The 18,466-nt window shown below is 65.7% G+C and carries 14 protein-coding genes and 2 pseudogenes; 12 read left to right on the forward strand and 4 right to left on the reverse strand.

Annotated features, from left to right (window positions below; all coding sequences use genetic code 11):
• The first annotated feature begins 39 nt into the window (after positions 1-39).
• Positions 40-618 (forward strand): HD family hydrolase, encoded by a 579-nt coding sequence (locus ADT71_RS22605; protein WP_054440512.1) that lies wholly within the window; start codon positions 40-42, stop codon positions 616-618.
• Between the two features lie 94 nt (positions 619-712).
• Positions 713-2,467: a chloride channel protein gene (locus ADT71_RS22610; RefSeq protein WP_054440515.1), complete on the forward strand. Its 1,755-nt coding sequence runs from the start codon at positions 713-715 to the stop codon at positions 2,465-2,467.
• Positions 2,468-2,515: 48 nt separating this feature from the next.
• Here the strand turns inward: ADT71_RS22610 and ADT71_RS22615 are convergent, their stop codons facing one another.
• A complete protein-coding gene (locus tag ADT71_RS22615) occupies positions 2,516-4,435 on the reverse strand; it encodes a CocE/NonD family hydrolase (RefSeq protein ID WP_054440518.1) in 1,920 nt (639 codons plus the stop codon).
• Between the two features lie 261 nt (positions 4,436-4,696).
• On the opposite strand from ADT71_RS22615, the gene ADT71_RS22620 reads away from it, so the two are divergent.
• Positions 4,697-6,757 (forward strand): DUF3857 domain-containing protein, encoded by a 2,061-nt coding sequence (locus ADT71_RS22620; RefSeq protein ID WP_231636119.1) that lies wholly within the window; start codon positions 4,697-4,699, stop codon positions 6,755-6,757.
• Positions 6,758-6,831: 74 nt separating this feature from the next.
• Here ADT71_RS22620 and ADT71_RS22625 read toward each other — a convergent pair whose 3' ends face one another.
• Both ADT71_RS22625 and ADT71_RS22630 read right to left on the reverse strand, forming a co-directional pair.
• Positions 6,832-8,205, reverse strand: a complete 1,374-nt coding sequence (locus ADT71_RS22625; protein WP_054440681.1) for a class II 3-deoxy-7-phosphoheptulonate synthase — start codon at positions 8,203-8,205, stop codon at positions 6,832-6,834.
• A 232-nt stretch (positions 8,206-8,437) separates the two neighbouring features.
• A pseudogene (locus ADT71_RS22630) lies at positions 8,438-11,367 on the reverse strand (M16 family metallopeptidase).
• A gap of 187 nt (positions 11,368-11,554) precedes the next feature.
• Between ADT71_RS22630 and ADT71_RS22635 the strand changes: the two are divergent.
• The 6 genes from ADT71_RS22635 (at position 11,555) to ADT71_RS22660 (ending at position 15,218) form a co-directional block, all read left to right on the forward strand.
• Positions 11,555-12,133: a NifU family protein gene (locus ADT71_RS22635; RefSeq protein WP_054440521.1), complete on the forward strand. Its 579-nt coding sequence runs from the start codon at positions 11,555-11,557 to the stop codon at positions 12,131-12,133.
• Between the two features lie 21 nt (positions 12,134-12,154).
• Positions 12,155-12,820 (forward strand): tRNA (adenosine(37)-N6)-threonylcarbamoyltransferase complex dimerization subunit type 1 TsaB, encoded by a 666-nt coding sequence (gene tsaB, locus ADT71_RS22640; RefSeq protein ID WP_054440523.1) that lies wholly within the window; start codon positions 12,155-12,157, stop codon positions 12,818-12,820.
• A 6-nt stretch (positions 12,821-12,826) separates the two neighbouring features.
• Positions 12,827-13,285 (forward strand): GNAT family N-acetyltransferase, encoded by a 459-nt coding sequence (locus tag ADT71_RS22645; protein ID WP_054440526.1) that lies wholly within the window; start codon positions 12,827-12,829, stop codon positions 13,283-13,285.
• A 162-nt stretch (positions 13,286-13,447) separates the two neighbouring features.
• The gene (locus ADT71_RS22650; protein ID WP_054440529.1) at positions 13,448-13,891 is read left to right on the forward strand and encodes a MucR family transcriptional regulator; all 444 of its coding nucleotides are present in this window, start codon (positions 13,448-13,450) and stop codon (positions 13,889-13,891) included.
• A gap of 108 nt (positions 13,892-13,999) precedes the next feature.
• Positions 14,000-14,437 carry a Fur family transcriptional regulator gene (locus ADT71_RS22655; RefSeq protein WP_054440532.1) on the forward strand — a complete coding sequence of 146 codons (438 nt, stop codon included), beginning with the start codon at positions 14,000-14,002 and terminating at the stop codon, positions 14,435-14,437.
• Between the two features lie 61 nt (positions 14,438-14,498).
• Positions 14,499-15,218, forward strand: a complete 720-nt coding sequence (locus ADT71_RS22660) for a 1-acyl-sn-glycerol-3-phosphate acyltransferase (protein ID WP_231636122.1) — start codon at positions 14,499-14,501, stop codon at positions 15,216-15,218.
• Between the two features lie 89 nt (positions 15,219-15,307).
• Here ADT71_RS22660 and ADT71_RS22665 read toward each other — a convergent pair whose 3' ends face one another.
• Positions 15,308-15,970: a hypothetical protein gene (locus ADT71_RS22665; RefSeq protein ID WP_054440537.1), complete on the reverse strand. Its 663-nt coding sequence runs from the start codon at positions 15,968-15,970 to the stop codon at positions 15,308-15,310.
• A 67-nt stretch (positions 15,971-16,037) separates the two neighbouring features.
• Between ADT71_RS22665 and ispH the strand changes: the two are divergent.
• The 3 genes and pseudogenes from ispH (at position 16,038) to rnhA (ending at position 18,459) form a co-directional block, all read left to right on the forward strand.
• Positions 16,038-17,022, forward strand: a pseudogene (gene ispH / locus ADT71_RS22670) (4-hydroxy-3-methylbut-2-enyl diphosphate reductase).
• Positions 17,023-17,035: 13 nt separating this feature from the next.
• Entirely contained in the window at positions 17,036-18,025 is a 990-nt protein-coding gene (thrB, locus tag ADT71_RS22675; protein WP_054440539.1) for a homoserine kinase, read from the forward strand.
• Positions 18,022-18,459: a ribonuclease HI gene (gene rnhA / locus ADT71_RS22680; protein WP_054440540.1), complete on the forward strand. Its 438-nt coding sequence runs from the start codon at positions 18,022-18,024 to the stop codon at positions 18,457-18,459. Before thrB ends, rnhA begins: the two co-directional genes overlap by 4 nt.
• Positions 18,460-18,466: the final 7 nt, after the last annotated feature.

Below are 18,466 nucleotides of genomic sequence, written 5' to 3' on the forward strand. Positions count from 1 at the left end.
CCAGAGCGGCCATCCGGTCGGCAAGGGAGGCCAGCGACAATGCAGAACGTCATCGATTTCGTGATGGAGCTGGACCGGCTCAAGGCCGTCACCCGCAAGGTGAAGCCCATCGGCCTAGACCGTTACGAGAATTCGGCCGAGCATAGCTGGCAGATCGCGCTCTTTGCCGTGGCGCTCGCACCCCATGCCTCGGGAACGCCGGACATCTCGCGGGTCATGGCGATGCTGCTGGTCCACGATATCGGCGAGATCGAGACCGGCGATGTCATGGTGTTCTTCGAGGAAGGCCTGGCGGACCGCAAGGCGGCCGAGCGCGCGGCCATAGACCGGATCTTCGGCATCCTGCCCGATGCCGAGGCGGATTACCTGCGCGGCCTCTGGACCGAGTTCGAGGAAGAACGGACCGACGAGGCCCGCTTCGCCCATGCCATCGACCGCGCGATGCCCGCCCTGCTCAACTTGCGCAACGAGGGGCAGAGCTGGCGCGAGAACGGGATCAGCCACGAGCGGGTGGTGAAGCGCCTGAAGCCGCAGATCAGCCGCGGCGCGCCCGCGCTGTGGGACTATCTCGAAGCGGAACTGGAGACGGCGCGGGCCAGGGGCTACTTCGAGGCGTGAGGCCGCCCGGCTGCCCGCCACCTTCGCGTTTTCTTCCTTCCCCTCCCGATACCCGCCTTGACAGCGCCGCGCGCGCAGGCCCAATCGACGATCGATGCGACGTCCCGCCGTTAACGCCCTGAAAGCCCTGGTCATCCGCCAGCGGCAGCGCATGCGCGAAAGCGAACTGGCATTCATCGTGCTGGCCGTTCTGGCCGGGATCGCGGCGGGCTGGCTGACCAACCTGCAAGGGTTCCTCGCCCACGCCCTCCAACAGCTCTTCTACGGCGTCACCGGCAACCGGCTGAGCGCGATCGGCGAAATCCGCCATCCCTGGCGCCTGCTGGCACTCCCCTTCGGCGGACTCGTGCTGATCGGCATCGGCTATCTGCTGCGCCGCCGCCGCCGCGCGCCGATCGACGTGGTGGAGGCCAATGCCCTGCACAGCGGCCGGATTCCCTTCATCGACAATCTCATCATCTCGGCACAGACGATCATCTCGAACGGCGCCGGGGCATCGGTCGGGCTGGAGGCGGCCTATGCGCAGATGGGCGGCGGCGTGGCCTCGGTGCTGGGCCAGTGGTTCAAGCTGCGCCGCGCCGACATGCGGACGCTGGTGGGCGCAGGCGCGGGCGCGGCGGTGGGCGCCGCCTTCGGCGCACCGCTGGCGGGCGCCTTCTATGCCTTCGAGATCGTGATCGGCACTTATACCCCCGCCGCCATCGCCCCGGTCATCGCCGCCGCCCTGGGCGCTGCGTTCATCACGCGCCAGCTCGGCGTGGAACCCTACCTGATCGCCGCATCGAGCACGCACGAGCTGACCACCGGGGACTATTTCATCTATGCCGTGCTCGGGCTGGTCTGCGCCCTGGTGGGCATCCTCGTGATGCGGCTGGTGACGTTTACCGAGCTTCACGTCCAGCGCTTCACCCGCTTCACGCGCTGGAAACCGCTGGTCGGCGGACTGCTGCTGATGCCGCTCGCATGGGTATCGCCGCAATCGCTTTCGGCGGGGCACGGGGCGATGCATCTCAATCTCGTGATGCAGCCGGCGATCCAGTTCCTGCTCGTGGTTCTCGCGCTCAAGATCGCCGCCTCGGTGATCTCGCTCAGCTTCGGCTTTCGCGGCGGCCTGTTCTTCGCCTCGCTGTTCCTGGGATCGCTGGTCGGCCTGATCTTCGCCGCCGCCGTGCAGATGCTGCCGCTGGGCATCGAGCTGGACCCCACCCAAGCCGCCCTCGTCGGCATGAGCGCGCTGGCCGTCTCCATCGTCGGCGGCCCGATGACGCTGGCGATGCTCATGCTGGAAACCACGCACGACTTCGCGCTGATGGGCGTGGTGCTGACCGCCTCGCTCGTATCCAGCGCCTTCACGCGCGAGATGTTCGGCTATTCGTTCTCCACCTGGCGCCTGCACATTCGCGGCTCGATCATCCGTTCCCCGCGCGATATCGGCTGGATGCTCAGCCTCACCGCCGGGCGCATCATGCGCAAGGACTGGATCTCGGTGCCCGCAACCCTTTCCATCGCCGACTTCCGCGCCCGCGTGCCGCTCGGCTCGGCCAGCAAGGCGATCCTGCTGGACGAGGAGGAACACTACGCCGGGATCGTCACCACCTCCGCCGCCTACAACCCCGAACTGGCGCAGGACAGCGCGGTGGGCGGGCTGGCGACGCTGAAGGGCACCACGCTTTCCCCCACCACCGACATCCGCGCGATGATCAAGGCCTTCGACGTGGCCGTGGCCGACGAACTGGCGGTGGTGGACGGTATCGGCAATGTCGTCGGCGTCGTGACCGAACGCCACGCGCGCCGCCGCTACTTCGAGGAGATCGAGGCCTCGCAGCGGGAACTGTTCGGCGAAAGCTGAAGCAGGAGGAATGCAGGGGCCATCGCCCCCGCACCCCGGAACCTGCTCCTAGTCCCTAGCCACCGGCAGCCACACGGCGCTGGCCGCATCGCCGCCATAAGTCACCGTCTCGGTCGCCTTCACATAGTCGCTCGCCCTGGCCTCCATGATCGAGGGCACCCAGGACTGCGGATTGCGGTCATAGAGCGGGAACAGGCTGGACTGCACCTGCACCATGATCCTGTGGCCCGGCAGGAACACGTGATCGACGTTCGGCAGCGACCACTGGAAGGTATAGCCCTTGCCCGGCTCCAGCGGCTGCGGCTTGTCGAAGCCGTGGACGTAGCGGCCGCGGAATATCTCGATGCCGATGCCGAGCTGGTAGCCAGCCAGTTCCGGATTGGCCGAGTTTTCCTGCGGATAGACGTCGATCAGCTTGACCACATAGTCGCTGTCCCGCCCGCTGGTGGAGGCGTGAAGTTCCACCTTGGGCGCACCCTTGATGTGGACCGCCTTGTCCAGCGTACCGGTGGTATAGCTCAGCACGTCCGGGCGGCCGTCGACGAAGCGCTGGTCGTGGACGAGCCAGGTCTTCCACTCCTCGCCCTGCATGTGCACCGGGCGCGGCAGCATCGGCACCGGCTTGGCGGGGTCGGAGACGTAGCTGTCGCTGCCCGCCACCGGCTTGCTCCACGAGAGGCCGTAGTTCCCCGCAAGGTAGAGCGGCGTGTAATCGCCCGCCGGCCACTTCTGCGACACTTCCCAGCCGCCCTTGTCGCCCTTGGCGCCGGTGGCATAGGTGATCACCGGCGGCGTGTTGCAGGCCGGTGCCACGGTTTTCAGGTGACAGTCGAGGAAGGGCTTCATGTAGCGCTGGCGGAACTGGCCGCCGGTATCGCCTTCCCACTTGAGCGGACCAAGCTCACGCGCTTCGTAGTTGACCTGGGAGTGGCGCCAGGGGCCGATGGCAAGGCTCACCATGTCGTCCGGCGTGCCGTTCGCCTTGAGCGCCTGGTAGACCGCCGGGGCGCCGTAGCTGTCCTCCTGGTCCCACTGTCCCACCACGAGCATGGTCGGCACCGTCAGCTTGCGCGCGCCGAGCAGCTTGTCCACCGCCTGCCCCTGCCACCAGGCATCGTAGCCGGGATACTCCAGCACCTTGCGCACCACCGGCAGGTCGATGAGGCCGTATGCCTTGGCATATTCCATGGCCGAACCGGCATCGAGATAGGCCTGGTACTCGTCCCCCGTGCCCTTGGGCACCGCGCCGCCTCCCTTCTTGACCGTCTGGCCAAGGTCGTAGTCGAACCCGAACATGCGGAAGGCGCCGTTGTGGAACCAGTCGTCGCCCATCCAGCCGTCCACCATCGGGCTCTGCGGCACGGCCGCCTTGAGCGCGGGGTGCGGATCGATCAGCGCCATGAGCGAGGTGAAGCCGAGATAGGACGAGCCGGTGATGCCGACCTTGCCGTTGCTCTCCTTCACGTTCTTCACCAGCCAGTCGATGGTGTCGTAAGCGTCGGTGGCGTGATCGACCTTGGTCTTGTTGAGGGGGCCTCGCAGCGGCCGGTTCATCACGTAGTCGCCCTCGGAACCGTCAAGCCCGCGCACGTCCTGATAGACCCGGATATAACCGTCGTTGACGAAATCCGCGTCCATGACGGGCAGGATTTCCTCGATCTTCTGGCTGCGGTTGCGGCTGGTCATGCCGCCGGCGTTGTAGGGCGTGCGGCTGAGCAGGATCGGACCGTCCTTCGTGCCCTTGCGCATGACGATGACGGTGAAGAGCTTCTTGCCGTCCCGCATGGGGATCATCACCTCGCGGCGGATGTAGTCTGCCTGCGGGCGTACCCAGTCGTACGATTCGACCTGCTCGTTCATCATGGTGCCGGTGGGCGCGCGGGCGCTGTCCTGTGCGGAAAGCTGGGCGGCGGCGAGTGCAAGCGGCGCGGCTGCAAGGCACGCGGCGATCCGAAGGCTTTTTGTCATGGGCCCGATTGGTGGCCCGTGCATTTCCGGCGGTCAAGCGTGAAGACGAGCGGCCGCGCGAAACAGCAGCGCCGGGCCTGCCCTGCCCCCGCCCTGCGCGCCCGGCCGCGAGGTGCAGGCGCGCGCGACGTTTTCGGCAAGAACTGCAACAGCCCATGAAACAAGGCGATCCAATTGAATTAAAAAACGAATTTTCATCCGGCAATAGTCTTGCCTTGCCGAAAATACCGGACATTATGAGGTGTAATCACGGGGGTTGATGTGCGTTTTCCGATTTCGGTATTTCTGGCGTCCGCGCTTATCTGCGGCCCGGCTTTCGCTCGCGACGATCAGGTCCAGCGCGGCCCCGTTCCTCGCTGGGTTTCACCCTCCGAAGACCTGCCGGTGCCCGAAAACGCCACCGGCGCCGTCTTCGTGCGCCATCAGGATACCCTGATCCATCTCGATAAGCAGGGGCAGGCGCAATACACCGGCTATCGCATCAGGATCCTGCACCCCAGCGCCCTGCAACTCGGCAACCTGTCCATCGCCTGGAACCCGGCGGCGGGCGCGCCCACCGTGCACGCCATCCGGATCCACCGCGATGGCGAAGTCATCGACGTGCTGAAAACCGCCGCGTTCGAGATCCTGCGCCGGGAAGACCAGCTCGAAGCGGCCAAGCTGGACGGCACCCTGACCGCGGTGCTGCGCATTGCCGACTTGCGCGTGGGCGATGAACTGGAAGTCGCCCTCACCATCCGCACGACCGATCCCACGCTGGGCGCCAGCGACGCGGGAATGCTGCTGATCGCGCCCAGCCCGGTGCCGGGCCGCTTCCTGCTGGGCCTCAGCTGGGAAGACCGGGCAGAACCGCAACTGCGCATGACGCCCGACATGAACGCCTTCGCCCGCAAGAGCGAACACGCGCTCGAAGTCCGGCTGGACAATCCGGCCACCATCGTCCCGCCCAAGGATGCGCCGGCCCGCTATCTCTGGCAGCGTGTGGTCGAATATAGCGACTTTGCCGATTGGGCAGGAATTTCAAGGCGTTTCGCCCCGTTCTATGCCAAGGCCGCGAAGCTGCCCGATGCTTCGCCGCTCCGGCGCGAGGCGAGCCGCATCGCCGCCGCCCACGCACAGCCGCTGGACCGCGCGAGCGCGGCGCTGAAGCTGGTGCAGCAGGACGTGCGCTATATCTACGTCGGCCTCGGCAACGGGAACCTCGTGCCCGCCACCGCGGACGAGACCTGGCAGCGCCGCTATGGCGACTGCAAGGGCAAGACGGCGCTGCTGCTGGCGCTCCTGGGCCAGCTGGGCATCCAGGCGGAAGCCGTGCTGGTCAACACCGGCGGCGGGGACGACGGGTTCGACCAGCGCCTGCCGAGCCCGCGCCTGTTCGATCACGTCATCGTGCGCGCGCACATAGACGGCGCGGTCTACTGGCTGGACGGCACGCTGCCGCCGGTGGTGCCGCCCTCCGCCACGCCGATCATGCCTTACCAGTGGGTGCTGCCGCTTACGGAACAGGGCAGCTCGATCGAGCAGCTCGCATGGCAGCCCGCCCAAAGGCCCGACCAGATCACTCTCTACGAGATCGACGCAAGGGCCGGTTTCGATGAACCCGCCCGGATCACCAACACCACGATCACCCGCGGGATCGAGGGCCTGCAGCAGGAAATGCAGCTTTCCGGCCTCGCGCACGACCAGATGCTCGGCAGCTTCCGCCAGCAACTGGTCGGCAGCACCTGGCAGGCGATCGAGGATGTCCAGTGGCGCTACGACCAGAAGGCGCAGGCCAGCGTGCTGACCATCAGCGGCACCGGTTCGGTGGACTGGGATGACGACGGGGACGGATCAAGGTCGCTCGCCCTGCCCGGAGGCGGCTTCAGCCCGCCCGAACGGCGCACGCGCTCGGCCGATCAGGATCAGGAACTGCCTTACGCCAACAAGCCCGAATTCGACTGCCGGGTAACGACCGTTCGGCTGCCCTCCACGGCCCGTCCGGCAGGATGGACGTTCAAGAAAGGCTATGACACGCAGCTGTTCGGCCGGACCTATTACCGCGCCTTCGAACAGCGTGACGGCGCCATTCGCATGATCCGCGGCTCGCGCGTGGAGCAGAAGGAAATCGACGCGGCGACCGCGAAGAAGGACAATGCGCGCATCGCCGCCTTCGACAACAGCATGGCGTGGATCTTCTATAACCCCGAAACATCGCGAACCGTGGAAAGCGGCACGAAGAACGTGCCCGCCACTTACGAGATAGACTGGACGGCTGACAGCGTTCCCTGCCTGGCCCACGCATCCGCCGATGCGAAAGCGGCAGCCGCAGCCCCGAAGTAACGGCCTGCGGACAAGCAAAAGGGCAGGAGAGCCCCGGCTCCCCTGCCCTTTCGATCTTGTCCTGAGCGGCTGCCTTACGCCGCCTGCTTCTGCCGTTCGGTCGCTTCGAGGTTGAGCAGGTCCGCCAGCTCGAACGCGAGTTCGATCGACTGCGCACCGTTGAGGCGCGGGTCGCAGTGGGTGTGATAACGGTCCTTCAGCGCCTCGTCGGTGATGGCGATGGCGCCGCCGGTGCATTCGGTCACGTCCTGGCCGGTCATCTCGATATGGATGCCGCCCGCATGGGTGCCCTCGGCACGGTGAACGGCGAAGAAGCCGCGCACTTCGGCCAGGATGCGGTCGAACGGGCGGGTCTTGAAGCCGCTGTCGGCCTTGATGACGTTGCCGTGCATCGGATCGCACGACCACACCACCGGATGACCTTCCGCCTTCACCGCGCGCACCAGCTTGGGCAGCCCGGCCTCGACCTTGTCATAGCCGTAACGGCTGATGAGGGTCATGCGGCCGGGTTCACGCGCCGGGTTCAGCGTGTCGAGCATGCGCAGCAGCGCGTCGGGCTCGAGGCTGGGGCCACACTTCATGCCGATCGGATTGCCGACGCCGCGCAGATATTCGACATGGGCCGATCCTTCGAAGCGGGTACGGTCGCCGATCCACAGCATGTGGGCCGAGCAGTCGTACCAGTCACCGGTCAGCGAATCGCGCCGGGTCAGCGCTTCCTCGTAAGGAAGCAGCAGCGCCTCGTGGCTGGTGTAGAAATCGGTGCCCTGAAGCTGCGGAACCGAGGTCGGGTCCACGCCGCAGGCGGCCATGAAGTCCAGCGCTTCGCTGATGCGGTCGGCCATCTGCGAGAAACGCTCGCCCCAGGGGCTGCGGCCGATGTGCTCCATGGTCCACTGGTGGACCTGACGCAGGTTCGCATAGCCGCCATGCGCGAAAGCGCGCAGCAGGTTGAGCGTGGCGGACGACTGGCCATAGGCCTTGAGCATCCGTTCGGGATCGTTGCGGCGGGTCTCCGGCTCGAACTCGATGCCGTTGATGATGTCGCCGAAGTAGCTGGGCAGTTCCAGTCCGCCGATCGTCTCGGTCGGCGCCGAACGCGGCTTGGCGAACTGGCCCGCCATGCGGCCCAGCTTCACCACCGGCTGCTTGCTGGCGAAAGTCAGCACCACCGCCATCTGGAGCAGCACGCGGAACGTGTCGCGGATATTGTCGGCGCTGAACTCGGCGAAGCTTTCCGCACAGTCTCCGCCCTGAAGCAGGAAACCGCGACCGGCAGCCACTTCGGCCAGGTCCTTCTTGAGTTCGCGCGCCTCGCCCGCAAAGACCAGCGGCGGAAACTTCGCAAGCGTGGCCTCTACCTCGCCCAGCTTCTCCGCATCGCCATATACCGGAAGATGGCGGGCTTCCTTAGCCTTCCAGCTTTCCGGGGTCCAATTGCTAGCCACGTCACGTACTCCTGGCGGTTCCTTTGCCTTCTCTCCCCGCGCCGAATGCATGGGGCCAAACCGGCAAGAACCGCAAACAAGAGGCGCGCCATAGCCTCCCCCGGTAATTTTTGCAAAGCCGGTTTAGGCGATCACGGTGATCGATTGCGCCACAGCGCCCCGGCGTAACGGAACAATGTTACAGGCGGCAGGATTGCCCGCGTAACTTGCGAACAATCCCGCCCCGCTTTTCCTACTTTACCGCGACCGTTCCCGAGCTCTTGCCTTCCGGCATGACCTCAAGCCGCCACGAGTTGTTCTTGCCGAGGTAGCGCGCGGCAAGCGCCTGCATCTGCTGCGGCGTGGTGGCGGTATAGTCGTAGAGGATCGTGCGGACCGTGCCGATCCGCGAGGGATCGTAAGTCGCACCTTCGAGCTGGCCCATGAAGAACGAGGTGCTCGAAGCCGCGCGCGTCACCTGCTGGCGCATCGGTTCGGTGACCAGCGCCAGTTCCTGCGCGGTGGGCGGATTGTTGATGAGGTCCTGGGCGATCTCGTCCGCGGTCTGGAAGAACACCGTCGCCGACTTGGGATCGAGCTGCGCCATGGCCGTGATCGAACCGCCCGCCGCCATGTCCACCGGCCACTGCGAATAGACGTAAGGCGCATAGGCCACGCCCAGCTTCTCGCGCACGGCATCGAGCAGGCGGTTGGTGAAGAGCTGCGTCAGGATTTCGAGCTGGCGCGATTCGCGAATGCCCATGGCGCCGCCGCCGGTAGGCCACGAGATCACCGCCGCGGCCTGGTCCGGGTCGCCGTGGTGATGCAGCACCACCGGTACGTCCGAAGGCTTGGGCACCGAGACTTCGGCGAGATTGGCCGTCGACGCGCGGGCGTGCGGGCCTTGAGCGCGCCGAACGTCTTCTCCAGCGCGGTGATGGTGGAGGCCTTGTCGAAGTCGCCATAGATCTGCACTTCGACCGGGCCGCTCGCCAGCGCCTTGCTCCAGACCTTCCTGAAGCCGGCCGCCGTGGTCTTCTCGATCTCGCCCGGCGTGGGCGTCGCGAAGCGGGCGTCCTTGCCGCGCTGGTAGAATTCCAGATCGCGGTTCAGCACGCCCTGCGGGGAAGTGGAATAAGTTGCATACTGGATCTTCGCCGCGGCCTTGGCGCGAACGAGCGGCTGCGGGTCCCAGCGCGGCAGGTCGAGCTTGGCGGCGAAAAGATAGAGCTGGTCGGCCAGGTCCTGCGGGCGGGTTTCCGCCTGGAACTGGAAGCTGGCGTCCTGCACCTCGAAATCGAAGCCCAGCTTGCGCCCGGTCGAGATGCGGTCGAGGTCCTCCTGGCCCAGCGTGGCAAGGCCCGAACCGACCAGCGCGAATTCGCCAAGCGCGATATAGGGGGCATCCTGCGGCGCGATCGACCGCTTGCCGCCGCCGAAGCGGACCTTCACGGTGGCACGGCCCGGCTCTTCCTGAACCGGCCAGAGCAGCGCCTTCACGCCGTTCGCGAAAGTGAGCTGCTCGATGTCGAGCAGGCCGGTCGGCGCCAGTGCGGTCGCCTTGTGGGGCGCGCCGATGGCGGGCAGCTTCTCGAACGACACCGGCTTCTCGTTTACCGCGGTGCGGATCGAGGCGTCGGGCCGGATCGGCTGGAGCAGCGCGGTGCGCAGCCCATCGTCAGTGGCGCCGCCCTGCTTCTGCGTGGTGAAGATCGCCCGCGTCACCGAGCCGCTGAAGAGCTGCTGCGTGTGCTTCAGCACGTCTGCCGGCGTGAACAGCGGCTTCGATTCGCGGAAGATGCGCAGCACGTCGTTCGGCGCCGCCACGGTTTCGCGAATGTCCAGCGCGTTGACCATGTCGTCCGCCAGCTTCGAACCGGGCAGGATGCGCTGCTGTTCGACCGGGACCTGGAACGCAACGTCGAGTTCGGCGACCTCGCGGTCGATCTCGGCCTGCGTCGGCGGCTTGGTCATCGCATCGGCGATCACCCCGCGCACATCGCGCAGCGCCGCCTGCCAATCCTCGCCCAGCGGCGTGACCGAAACGAACGTGGCGTCCGCCGAGCGCGAGACGTCATCCTGGTTGACCGAAGCCGACAGGAAGCTGCCACCCGCGCGGGCCTTGGATTCCAGGCGGCGGTTGATGATGGCCTGCGCGATCGAATCGACCATCAAGCCCTGGTTGTAGACCACGTTGTCCGTCACCTGCCGCCAGGGGCGCAGGATCGCATACATCAGCGAAGGCGGCAGATCGGGCTCGATCAGGACCTTGGTCTCGCCCACCGGGTTCTTCGGATCGGCCCCTGCGGGCGCCGCCGGATCGCCGAAGCTGGGCGCGGCGCTCAGCTTGCCGGTCGCCTTCCAGTCGGCGAACCACTTCTTCACATAGCCTTCCAGCGTCGCCGGATCGGCATCGCCTGCAACGATCACCGCGACGTTGTCCGGTCGATACCAGCGCGAATAGAAGGCACGCACCGAATCCGGGGTTGCCGAAGTCAGCGTTTCGACAGTGCCGATCGGCTCACGCGCCGAAAGCGGCTGCCCGGCGTAGAGCGTCTTCTGCATGGCGTCCTGAACGCGCTTGGCGGCGCCGCCGCGCTCGCGCATCTCGGCCAGCACGATCGGCAGGTCGGACTTGAGGTTGGAGGCCGAAAGCGTGGGCGCGGTCACCATGCCGCTCATCAGCTTGAAGGTCTCGTCCAGCGAAGTGGGCGTGGCATTGGGCAGATCGAGCTTGAACACGGTCTGCGTGGTGGAGGTCACCGCATTGGTATCACTGCCGAAAGTCGCGCCGAGGCGCTGGAAGGCGGCAATCGCCGTCCCCTCGGGAATGTACTTCGACTGGCGGAACAGCATGTGCTCCAGCAAGTGCGCGTAACCGCGCTCCGAATCGGTCTCGTAAAGCGAGCCGGCATCGACGCGGATACGGATCGAGACCTGCCCCGGCGGCACCCCGTTGCGGCGCACCGCATACTTCAAGCCGTTGGAAAGCTCGCCGAAATGCCATTCGGGATCGCGGGGAATGTCGCTGCCGCGATAGAGCCACGGATCGCTGTCGCCCGGCAGGGTTTCCGGCGCGGGCGCGGCTGCGCCGGGCACTTGCGCAAGAACGGACTGAACCGGGAGGGGAGCCAGCAGGAGCAGGCAGGCGAGCGAGCGGGCGGCGCGCGAAGATTTCGTCATCGGGAGGGGTATAGGTTCCGGTTCGATTAAGGGCCAGTGAATAGCGCGAGACTGTTCCCCGGCCCCGCAGGGGTGCAAAGTAGCGGCCTAGAAAGCGCCAAGTCGCAGCGTTGTTCCCGCCTCATTCAAAGTCAATTGCTGCTTGTGGACTTGACCCTCTGCCAGCAACACCTAAATCGCGTGCATCATGTATATCGAAACCGAAGCCACGCCCAATCCCGCCACGCTCAAGTTCCTGCCCGGCCGGCAGGTCATGGCGGCAGGCACCCGCGAGTTCACCTCGCCCGAGGACGCAGAAGTCTCGCCGCTGGCGCAGGCCCTGTTCGACCTTGGCGACGTGACCGGCGTATTCTTCGGCCAGGGCTTCGTTTCGGTCACGGCAGCGCCGGGCTCGGAATGGTCTGATCTCAAGCCGCAGGTCGTCTCGATCCTGCTCGATCATTTCGTGTCGGAAGCCCCGCTGTTCGCAGGCGGCAACGCCAGCGGCTTCTCGGTCCCCGCCGAGGACGAGGCTGACTATGGCGACGATCCCGCCGATGCCGATATCGTCGAGCAGATCAAGGAACTGATCGAGACCCGCGTGCGCCCGGCCGTGGCCAACGACGGCGGCGACATCGTCTATCGCGGCTACCGCGACGGCGTGGTCTATCTCGCCATGCAGGGCGCCTGCTCGGGCTGTCCTTCGTCCAGCGCCACGCTCAAGCACGGGATCGAGAGCCTGCTCAAGCACTACGTTCCCGAAGTCACCGAAGTCCGCGCCGCCTGACCCCAAAGGGATGACGAAGGCGTGACGACGGAGACGACCGCAGAGCCGTTCCACGGCCGCACACTGGTGATCGACAGCGCTACCGAAGCCTGTTCGGTCGCGCTGTTCGAGAACGACGCGCTTCTCGCGGGAGACTTTCGGATGCTCGGGCGCGGCCATGCCGAAGCGCTCGTGCCGATGATCGCACAGCTTCCCGATCGCGGCCGCGCCGCCCGCATCGTGGTGGCGCTCGGCCCCGGCAGCTTCACCGGCGTGCGCGTCGGCCTTGCCGCCGCCCGCGCGCTGGCGCTTGCCTGGGGCTCCGAGGTGATCGGATACTCGACCCTCGCCATGGTCTCGGCGATAGCGCGCGATCAGGCCGGGGCCGTTCCGGTGGCCACGGCGATGACCGGCGGCCACGGCGAATGGTTCATCGAAGGCTTCGCTAAAGACGGCAGCGTGACCCGGCCCCTCACCTCCCTGCGTCCCGACGCTGCGGCTGCCGCAGTCACCGAGGAAGTGGTTGCCGGCACGCAGGCGCAGGCCCTTGTCGCCGCGCGCGGAAACGGAACCGCCCTCGCCATCTGGCCGGATGCCCGCGCCTTCCCGCTCCTGCCCGCCCATGCCCTGACCGCCGACACCCGCCCCCTCTATGGCCGCGCGCCCGACGCCAAGCTGCCCGGCGGCCTTCCCGGACCGCAAGGATAATCCCGGATGCTTGACGATCTCGACCAGATCATGGCCGTGATGGCCACGGCGTTCGACCCGGCCTGGGGCGAGGCATGGAACAGGCGCCAAGTCGAAGACGCGCTCACCTTGGGAAATTGTCACTATTTCCTCGTTTCGCCCGAAGGAAAACCCCTGACGGAAGGGGAAATCGCGGCCGGATTTTCACTGTCGCGAACGGGCTACGAAGAAGAAGAGTTGCTGCTTCTCGCAGTAGATCCGCAGTTCCGCCGGAAAGGACTTGGGCGATCCATATTGGACGCACTTAGATTTGCCGCAGGAGCACGGGGCGCTAAACGACTTCTACTTGAAATGAGAAGAGGAAACTCGGCAGAGTCTCTTTACGCAACCTTCGGATTCTATGCCATCGGCGAACGGAAAGATTACTACCGTACACCGAACGGCGAGAGAATCGATGCACTGACCTTTGCTTGCGACATAGACTGACGGAATCTAACAGTATTAATCGGATTGATTTCGTTACAATTGTCACAATTAGGGACGACTTGTAATTGATCTTGTATTCCAGATTGAAATGGTCCAAGGCGAAACGGCAGGCCTAAAAGGCTCGCCCGATCCAGTAATGGTCGCAAAAAAAGAGGTCGTAAAATGGAAATCATTCAGGCTGATGCCAACGAGACGTTGATCACGCTCACGTCCGACATCGTTGCAGCTCATGTCAGCAACAACAACGTCAACGTAGAAGACCTGCCCACGCTCATCACCAATGTCTACGGCGCTCTCGCCGGACTTGGCGGTACGCCCGTCGTCGAGGAAGAAAAGCCCGAGCCCGCCGTTTCGGTGCGCGCTTCGGTGAAGCCCGACTACATCGTCTGCCTTGAGGACGGCAAGAAGCTGAAAATGCTCAAGCGTCACCTCATGACCCATTACAACATGACCCCGGAAGAATATCGCGCGCGCTGGAACCTGCCCGCCGACTATCCGATGGTTGCCCCCAACTACGCCGAGAAGCGTCGCGAACTGGCCAAGAAGATCGGCCTGGGCCGCAAGCCCAACGCGCGCCGCGGCCGCAAGCCCAAGGCTGCCGCCTGATTTCAGGCCGCGCCGACTTACGCCCGGCAAACGGGCGTTCGAAGGTTGTGATTAAGGGCACGGCCGCCTATCTAGGTGGCCGTGCCTTTTCATTGATACAGGTCAAACGTGCATCAACCAATCGACATCGAAGCCCTCTGCGCTGAACGCGGCCTTCGGATTACCGAACAACGCCGCATCATCGCGAAGGTTCTTTCCGAGAGTACCGACCACCCCGATGTCGAGAAGCTCCACGAACGCGCAACCGCGCTGGACCCGGGCATCTCGATCGCCACGGTCTACCGCACCGTGCGCCTCTTCGAGGAAGCCGGCATTCTTGACCGTCACGACTTCGGCGACGGCCGCGCCCGCTACGAAGCCGCGCCCGAAGCACACCACGATCACATGATCGACGTGGAAACCGGCCAGGTCATCGAATTCGTCGACCCGGAACTGGAATCGCTCCAGCGCCAGATCGCCGAAAAGCTCGGCTTCCGCCTCGTCGACCACCGCATGGAACTCTTCGGCGTCCGTATCGAGCGCGAGGACGGCGAAACCCGCAAGTGACGGCCGAGCTCCGGCCCCGGACCTGCTTTCAAAAAGGCGGATCGCACCCCGGGGCTGGGCCTTGGTCGCGGTCCGCCTTTTTGCGTTGTTGCTGCTGCTCACGCTCTGCATTCCCGCCTATTACGCCCTTGCCCCTGTCACCCGACACAATCCGGTGCCGCGCCTGTTCCTGCGCACGGTCGGCACGATCTGCGGGCTGCGCATCAGGAAACTGGGCGCGCTGCCCGTCCCCGGCAGCTTCTTCATCGCCAATCATGTGAGCTGGCTGGATATTCCCGCGCTTGCAGGCGCTACCGGCACCGCATTCGTCGCGCATGACGGCCTCGCCGGGTTCGGCCCGCTCCGCTGGCTCTGCGAACTTAACGACACCGTGTTCATCGCCCGCCACCAGCGCGCAACGGTGTCCATCCAGATCGAGCAAATTCGCGCCGCCATGCACGAAACCGGCGCGCTGGCTGTGTTCCCCGAAGGCACGACATCGGGCGGCGTCGAACTGCTGCCCTTCAAATCCTCGCTGCTCTCCGCGATAGAAGGCCACGACCGGCACGTCGCCGTGCAGCCGGTCTGGCTCGACTATGGCCCGGAAGCGCGCGAGATCGCCTGGGTGGGAGACGAACCCGGCATCGACAATGCGCTGCACATCCTCGCCCGCTGGCGGCCGATTCCGCTCACCCTGCATTTCCTGCCGCCGCTGACCGGGGAAGAACGGACGAACCGCAAGACCATGGCGCACGGCGCACGGCGGGCGATCGCACGGGCCATGGGGCTCGATCCGGACTGAGCCGGCCTAATAACGCCGCGAAGGGCGTTTTCCATAGAGTTTGAATGGCCGGCCGGGAGACAATGCCCCCGGCGGTCATCAGCCCCGGATCAACGGGTGGCGTTGTAGGCGAGCTGCTTTTCGTCAAGCTGGAAGCCCACCAGGACTTCGAAGCTGGAGCGCGCAACGGCGGCCTTCACGGTGGGATCCGACAGCGGATCGACGGCCGCGTCGGTATCGCCGGCCTTGCGCTTGCGGGTGATACGCTCGCGGATATCGGCGGGCAGCGTTGCTGCGGCACGGTCGATATAGGCTGAAGCGGTGGTGTGCGCCTGCGCGCGGTCCTGGCCGTCAGCGAAGTTCACCGTCACCTGGCCGACGCGCTTCGAAATGACGGCAGTGCCGCCCTGAAGCACCGAGACGAAATAGGGCAGCGTCACCTGACGCGCGCCCTGCGTGTCGTTGCGGCGGGCGAGAATGTCGAAGTCCACCTTGGCGAAAACCTTGTCCCCGCTCTGTTCGTTGCACTGGGTGCGCACGTTGGTCATCGCGGCAACCACGTCGATATTGGCTGCGGTGCGATCGTTCGGAGCGCGGAACAGCGTGATATCGCCGGTATATTCGGGAATGCCGACCGCCGGGCAGGTCGAGCGGACCGCCGTGATGCCCACACCCGAATCGACCACGATCTCGCCCTTCTTGGCGCAGCCGCTGAGCGCGGTCACCGCGACGGCGGAGCAGAGGATAGTGGCAGTCAGGCGGCGTGCATTCATCGTGAGGTTCCTCGAAGACGTCGGCTTGCCCTAGCGGCGCAAGCGGCAAAGCGCTAGAGGCCCATTCATGAACGCGCCCTTTCCATCGCCTACGTCCGCGCCCGTGCCGTCCGGTTCGGAGCAGCCCCTGCGCCTCCTAATCGCCGCCCCGCGCGGGTTCTGCGCCGGGGTCGATCGCGCCATCGAGATCGTCGAGCGTGCGCTCGAAATCTACGGCGCGCCGGTCTACGTGCGCCACGAGATCGTTCACAACAAGTTCGTGGTGGACAATCTCAAGGACAAGGGCGCCGTCTTCGTCGAGAGCGTGGACCAGGTGCCGGACGGCGTGCCGGTGATCTTCTCGGCCCACGGCGTGCCCAAGTCGGTGCCGGCAAAGCCACCGCGCGCGGCCTCGAATGGCTGGATGCGACCTGCCCACTGGTCAGCAAGGTGCACGCCAGGCCGAACGCCAGATCGCGGACGGCCGTCATATCCTCTTCATCGGCCATGCCGGCCACCCCGAGGTCATCGGCACCTTCGGGCAGGTTCCCGAAGGCACCATGTCGCTGATCGAGACGGTGGAAGATGTCGCCACGGTCAGGGTGCCGGAAGGCGTCGAACTCGCGTATCTGTCACAGACCACGCTTTCGGTGGACGATACCGCAGCGATCATCGCCGCCATCGAGTCGCGCTTCCCGGATGTCGTTGCGCCCAAGCAGGAAGACATCTGCTACGCCACGTCCAACCGCCAGACCGCGGTGAAACAGATCGCGCCGGACTGCGAGATGGTGCTGGTGATCGGCTCGCCCAAGAGCTCGAACTCCCTGCGCCTCGTCGAAGTGGCGGAGCGGGCCGGTTCGCGCGGCCAGATGATCCAGCGCGCGAGCGACATCGCGCCGGAATGGCTGACGGGCATAGCCACGCTGGGCCTCACCGCCGGGGCCTCGGCGCCGGAAGCGCTGGTGAACGAAGTGATCGCGCGCATCAAGGAACTGCGCACGGTCGAATCCGAGGAACGGGTGACCGCAGAGGAAACCATCACGTTCAAGCTGCCGCGCCAGCTCGCCCGCTGAAGGATCCACATCAATGGCTGTCTATACCCGACTCGGCGCGGAAGAAATGTCCGCGATCGTCGAGACCTTTGACGTCGGCACGCTGATCTCCGCAAAAGGCATTGCCGAGGGCGTGTCCAACAGCAACTGGCTGATCGAGACTCAGCACGGCGAAAGCGCCCGCCGCTTCATCCTCACCGTATACGAAAGCCGGACGGACATTTCCGACCTGCCCTTCTTCCTCGACCTGCTCGACCATCTGGCCGCCCGCGATTGCCCGGTGCCCCGCACCATGCATGACCGCGACGGCGCGAGCCACCGCTTCATCGGCGAAGGCGAAGGCCGCAAGGCGCTGGCCCTGATCGAGTTCCTGCCCGGCGTCTCTGTGTCGGAACCGACGGCGGAACAGGCCCGCGCGGTCGGCGCGGCGCTGGCGCAGATCCACCTCGCCTCGGCGGACTTCGGCCAGACCCGCGCCAACTCGCTCGACCTGCCGGCCTGGCAGCAGCTGTTGGGAGACTGCGGCGCCGAAGGGCTCGAATCGATCCACCCCGAACTCGGCCGCCTCGTCGAACGCGAACTCGGCGTGCTGGCGCGCGAATGGCCGGCGGACCTTCCGGCCGGCGTGATCCATGCCGACCTGTTCCCCGACAACGTGCTGATGCTGGGCAACAAGGTGACGGGCCTTATCGACTTCTACTTCGCCTGCACCGACCTGCTCGCCTACGATGTTGCCGTTACTCATGCGGCCTGGTGCTTCAGCACTGACGGCACGCAGTTCCGCCCCGACCTGTCCGTTGCGCTGATCGAGGGTTACGAGGCCGTCCGGCCGCTCACCCCGGCAGAGCGCGAAAGCCTGCCGGTGCTGGCCCGCGGCGCGGCGGTGCGCTTCCTCGCCACCCGCGCCTACGACTGGCTGAACACGCCGGAAGACGCCCTTGTCACCCCGAAGGACCCGATGGCCTTCGCACGGCGACTTCAGTTCTATGCAGATCCGGCCAATTCCGGGATATTCGGCGCATGAAGCAAGTACAGATTTTCACGGATGGCGCCTGCAAGGGCAATCCCGGCCCCGGCGGCTGGGGCGTGCTGCTGCGCATGGGCCAGCACGAGAAGGAAATGTCCGGCGGCGAACCCGACACCACCAACAACCGGATGGAGATGACCGCCGTCATCAAGGGCCTGAACGCCCTGACCGAGCCATGCGAAGTCACGCTGCAGACCGACAGCAAATACGTGATCGACGGTATCACCAAGTGGGTCCACGGCTGGAAGAAGAAGGGCTGGGTGAACGCCAGCAAGCAGCCGGTCCGCAATGCCGACCTCTGGCATGACCTGATCGAGGCGGTCGCCCGCCACAAGGTCCAGTGGGAATGGGTCCGCGGCCACTCCGGCCACGCCGAGAACGAGCGCGTGGACAAGCTCGCCAGTGACGCGGCGGTCGCCGCAGGCAAGTAGCTCGATG

The organism is Novosphingobium sp. ST904, assembly GCF_001298105.1.
Classification (GTDB): Bacteria; Pseudomonadota; Alphaproteobacteria; order Sphingomonadales; family Sphingomonadaceae; genus Novosphingobium.

Bases quoted from the DNA above. Each gene is read 5' to 3' on its own strand.
- ADT71_RS22605 (WP_054440512.1), top strand. From the start codon at position 40: ATGCAGAACGTCATCGATTTCGTGATGGAGCTGGACCGGCTCAAGGCC.
- ADT71_RS22610 (WP_054440515.1), top strand. From the start codon at position 713: ATGCGACGTCCCGCCGTTAACGCCCTGAAAGCCCTGGTCATCCGCCAG.
- ADT71_RS22615 (WP_054440518.1), bottom strand. From the start codon at position 4,435: ATGACAAAAAGCCTTCGGATCGCCGCGTGCCTTGCAGCCGCGCCGCTT.
- ADT71_RS22635 (WP_054440521.1), top strand. From the start codon at position 11,555: ATGTATATCGAAACCGAAGCCACGCCCAATCCCGCCACGCTCAAGTTC.
- ADT71_RS22645 (WP_054440526.1), top strand. From the start codon at position 12,827: ATGCTTGACGATCTCGACCAGATCATGGCCGTGATGGCCACGGCGTTC.
- ADT71_RS22650 (WP_054440529.1), top strand. From the start codon at position 13,448: ATGGAAATCATTCAGGCTGATGCCAACGAGACGTTGATCACGCTCACG.
- ADT71_RS22665 (WP_054440537.1), bottom strand. From the start codon at position 15,970: ATGAATGCACGCCGCCTGACTGCCACTATCCTCTGCTCCGCCGTCGCG.
- thrB (WP_054440539.1), top strand. From the start codon at position 17,036: ATGGCTGTCTATACCCGACTCGGCGCGGAAGAAATGTCCGCGATCGTC.
- rnhA (WP_054440540.1), top strand. From the start codon at position 18,022: ATGAAGCAAGTACAGATTTTCACGGATGGCGCCTGCAAGGGCAATCCC.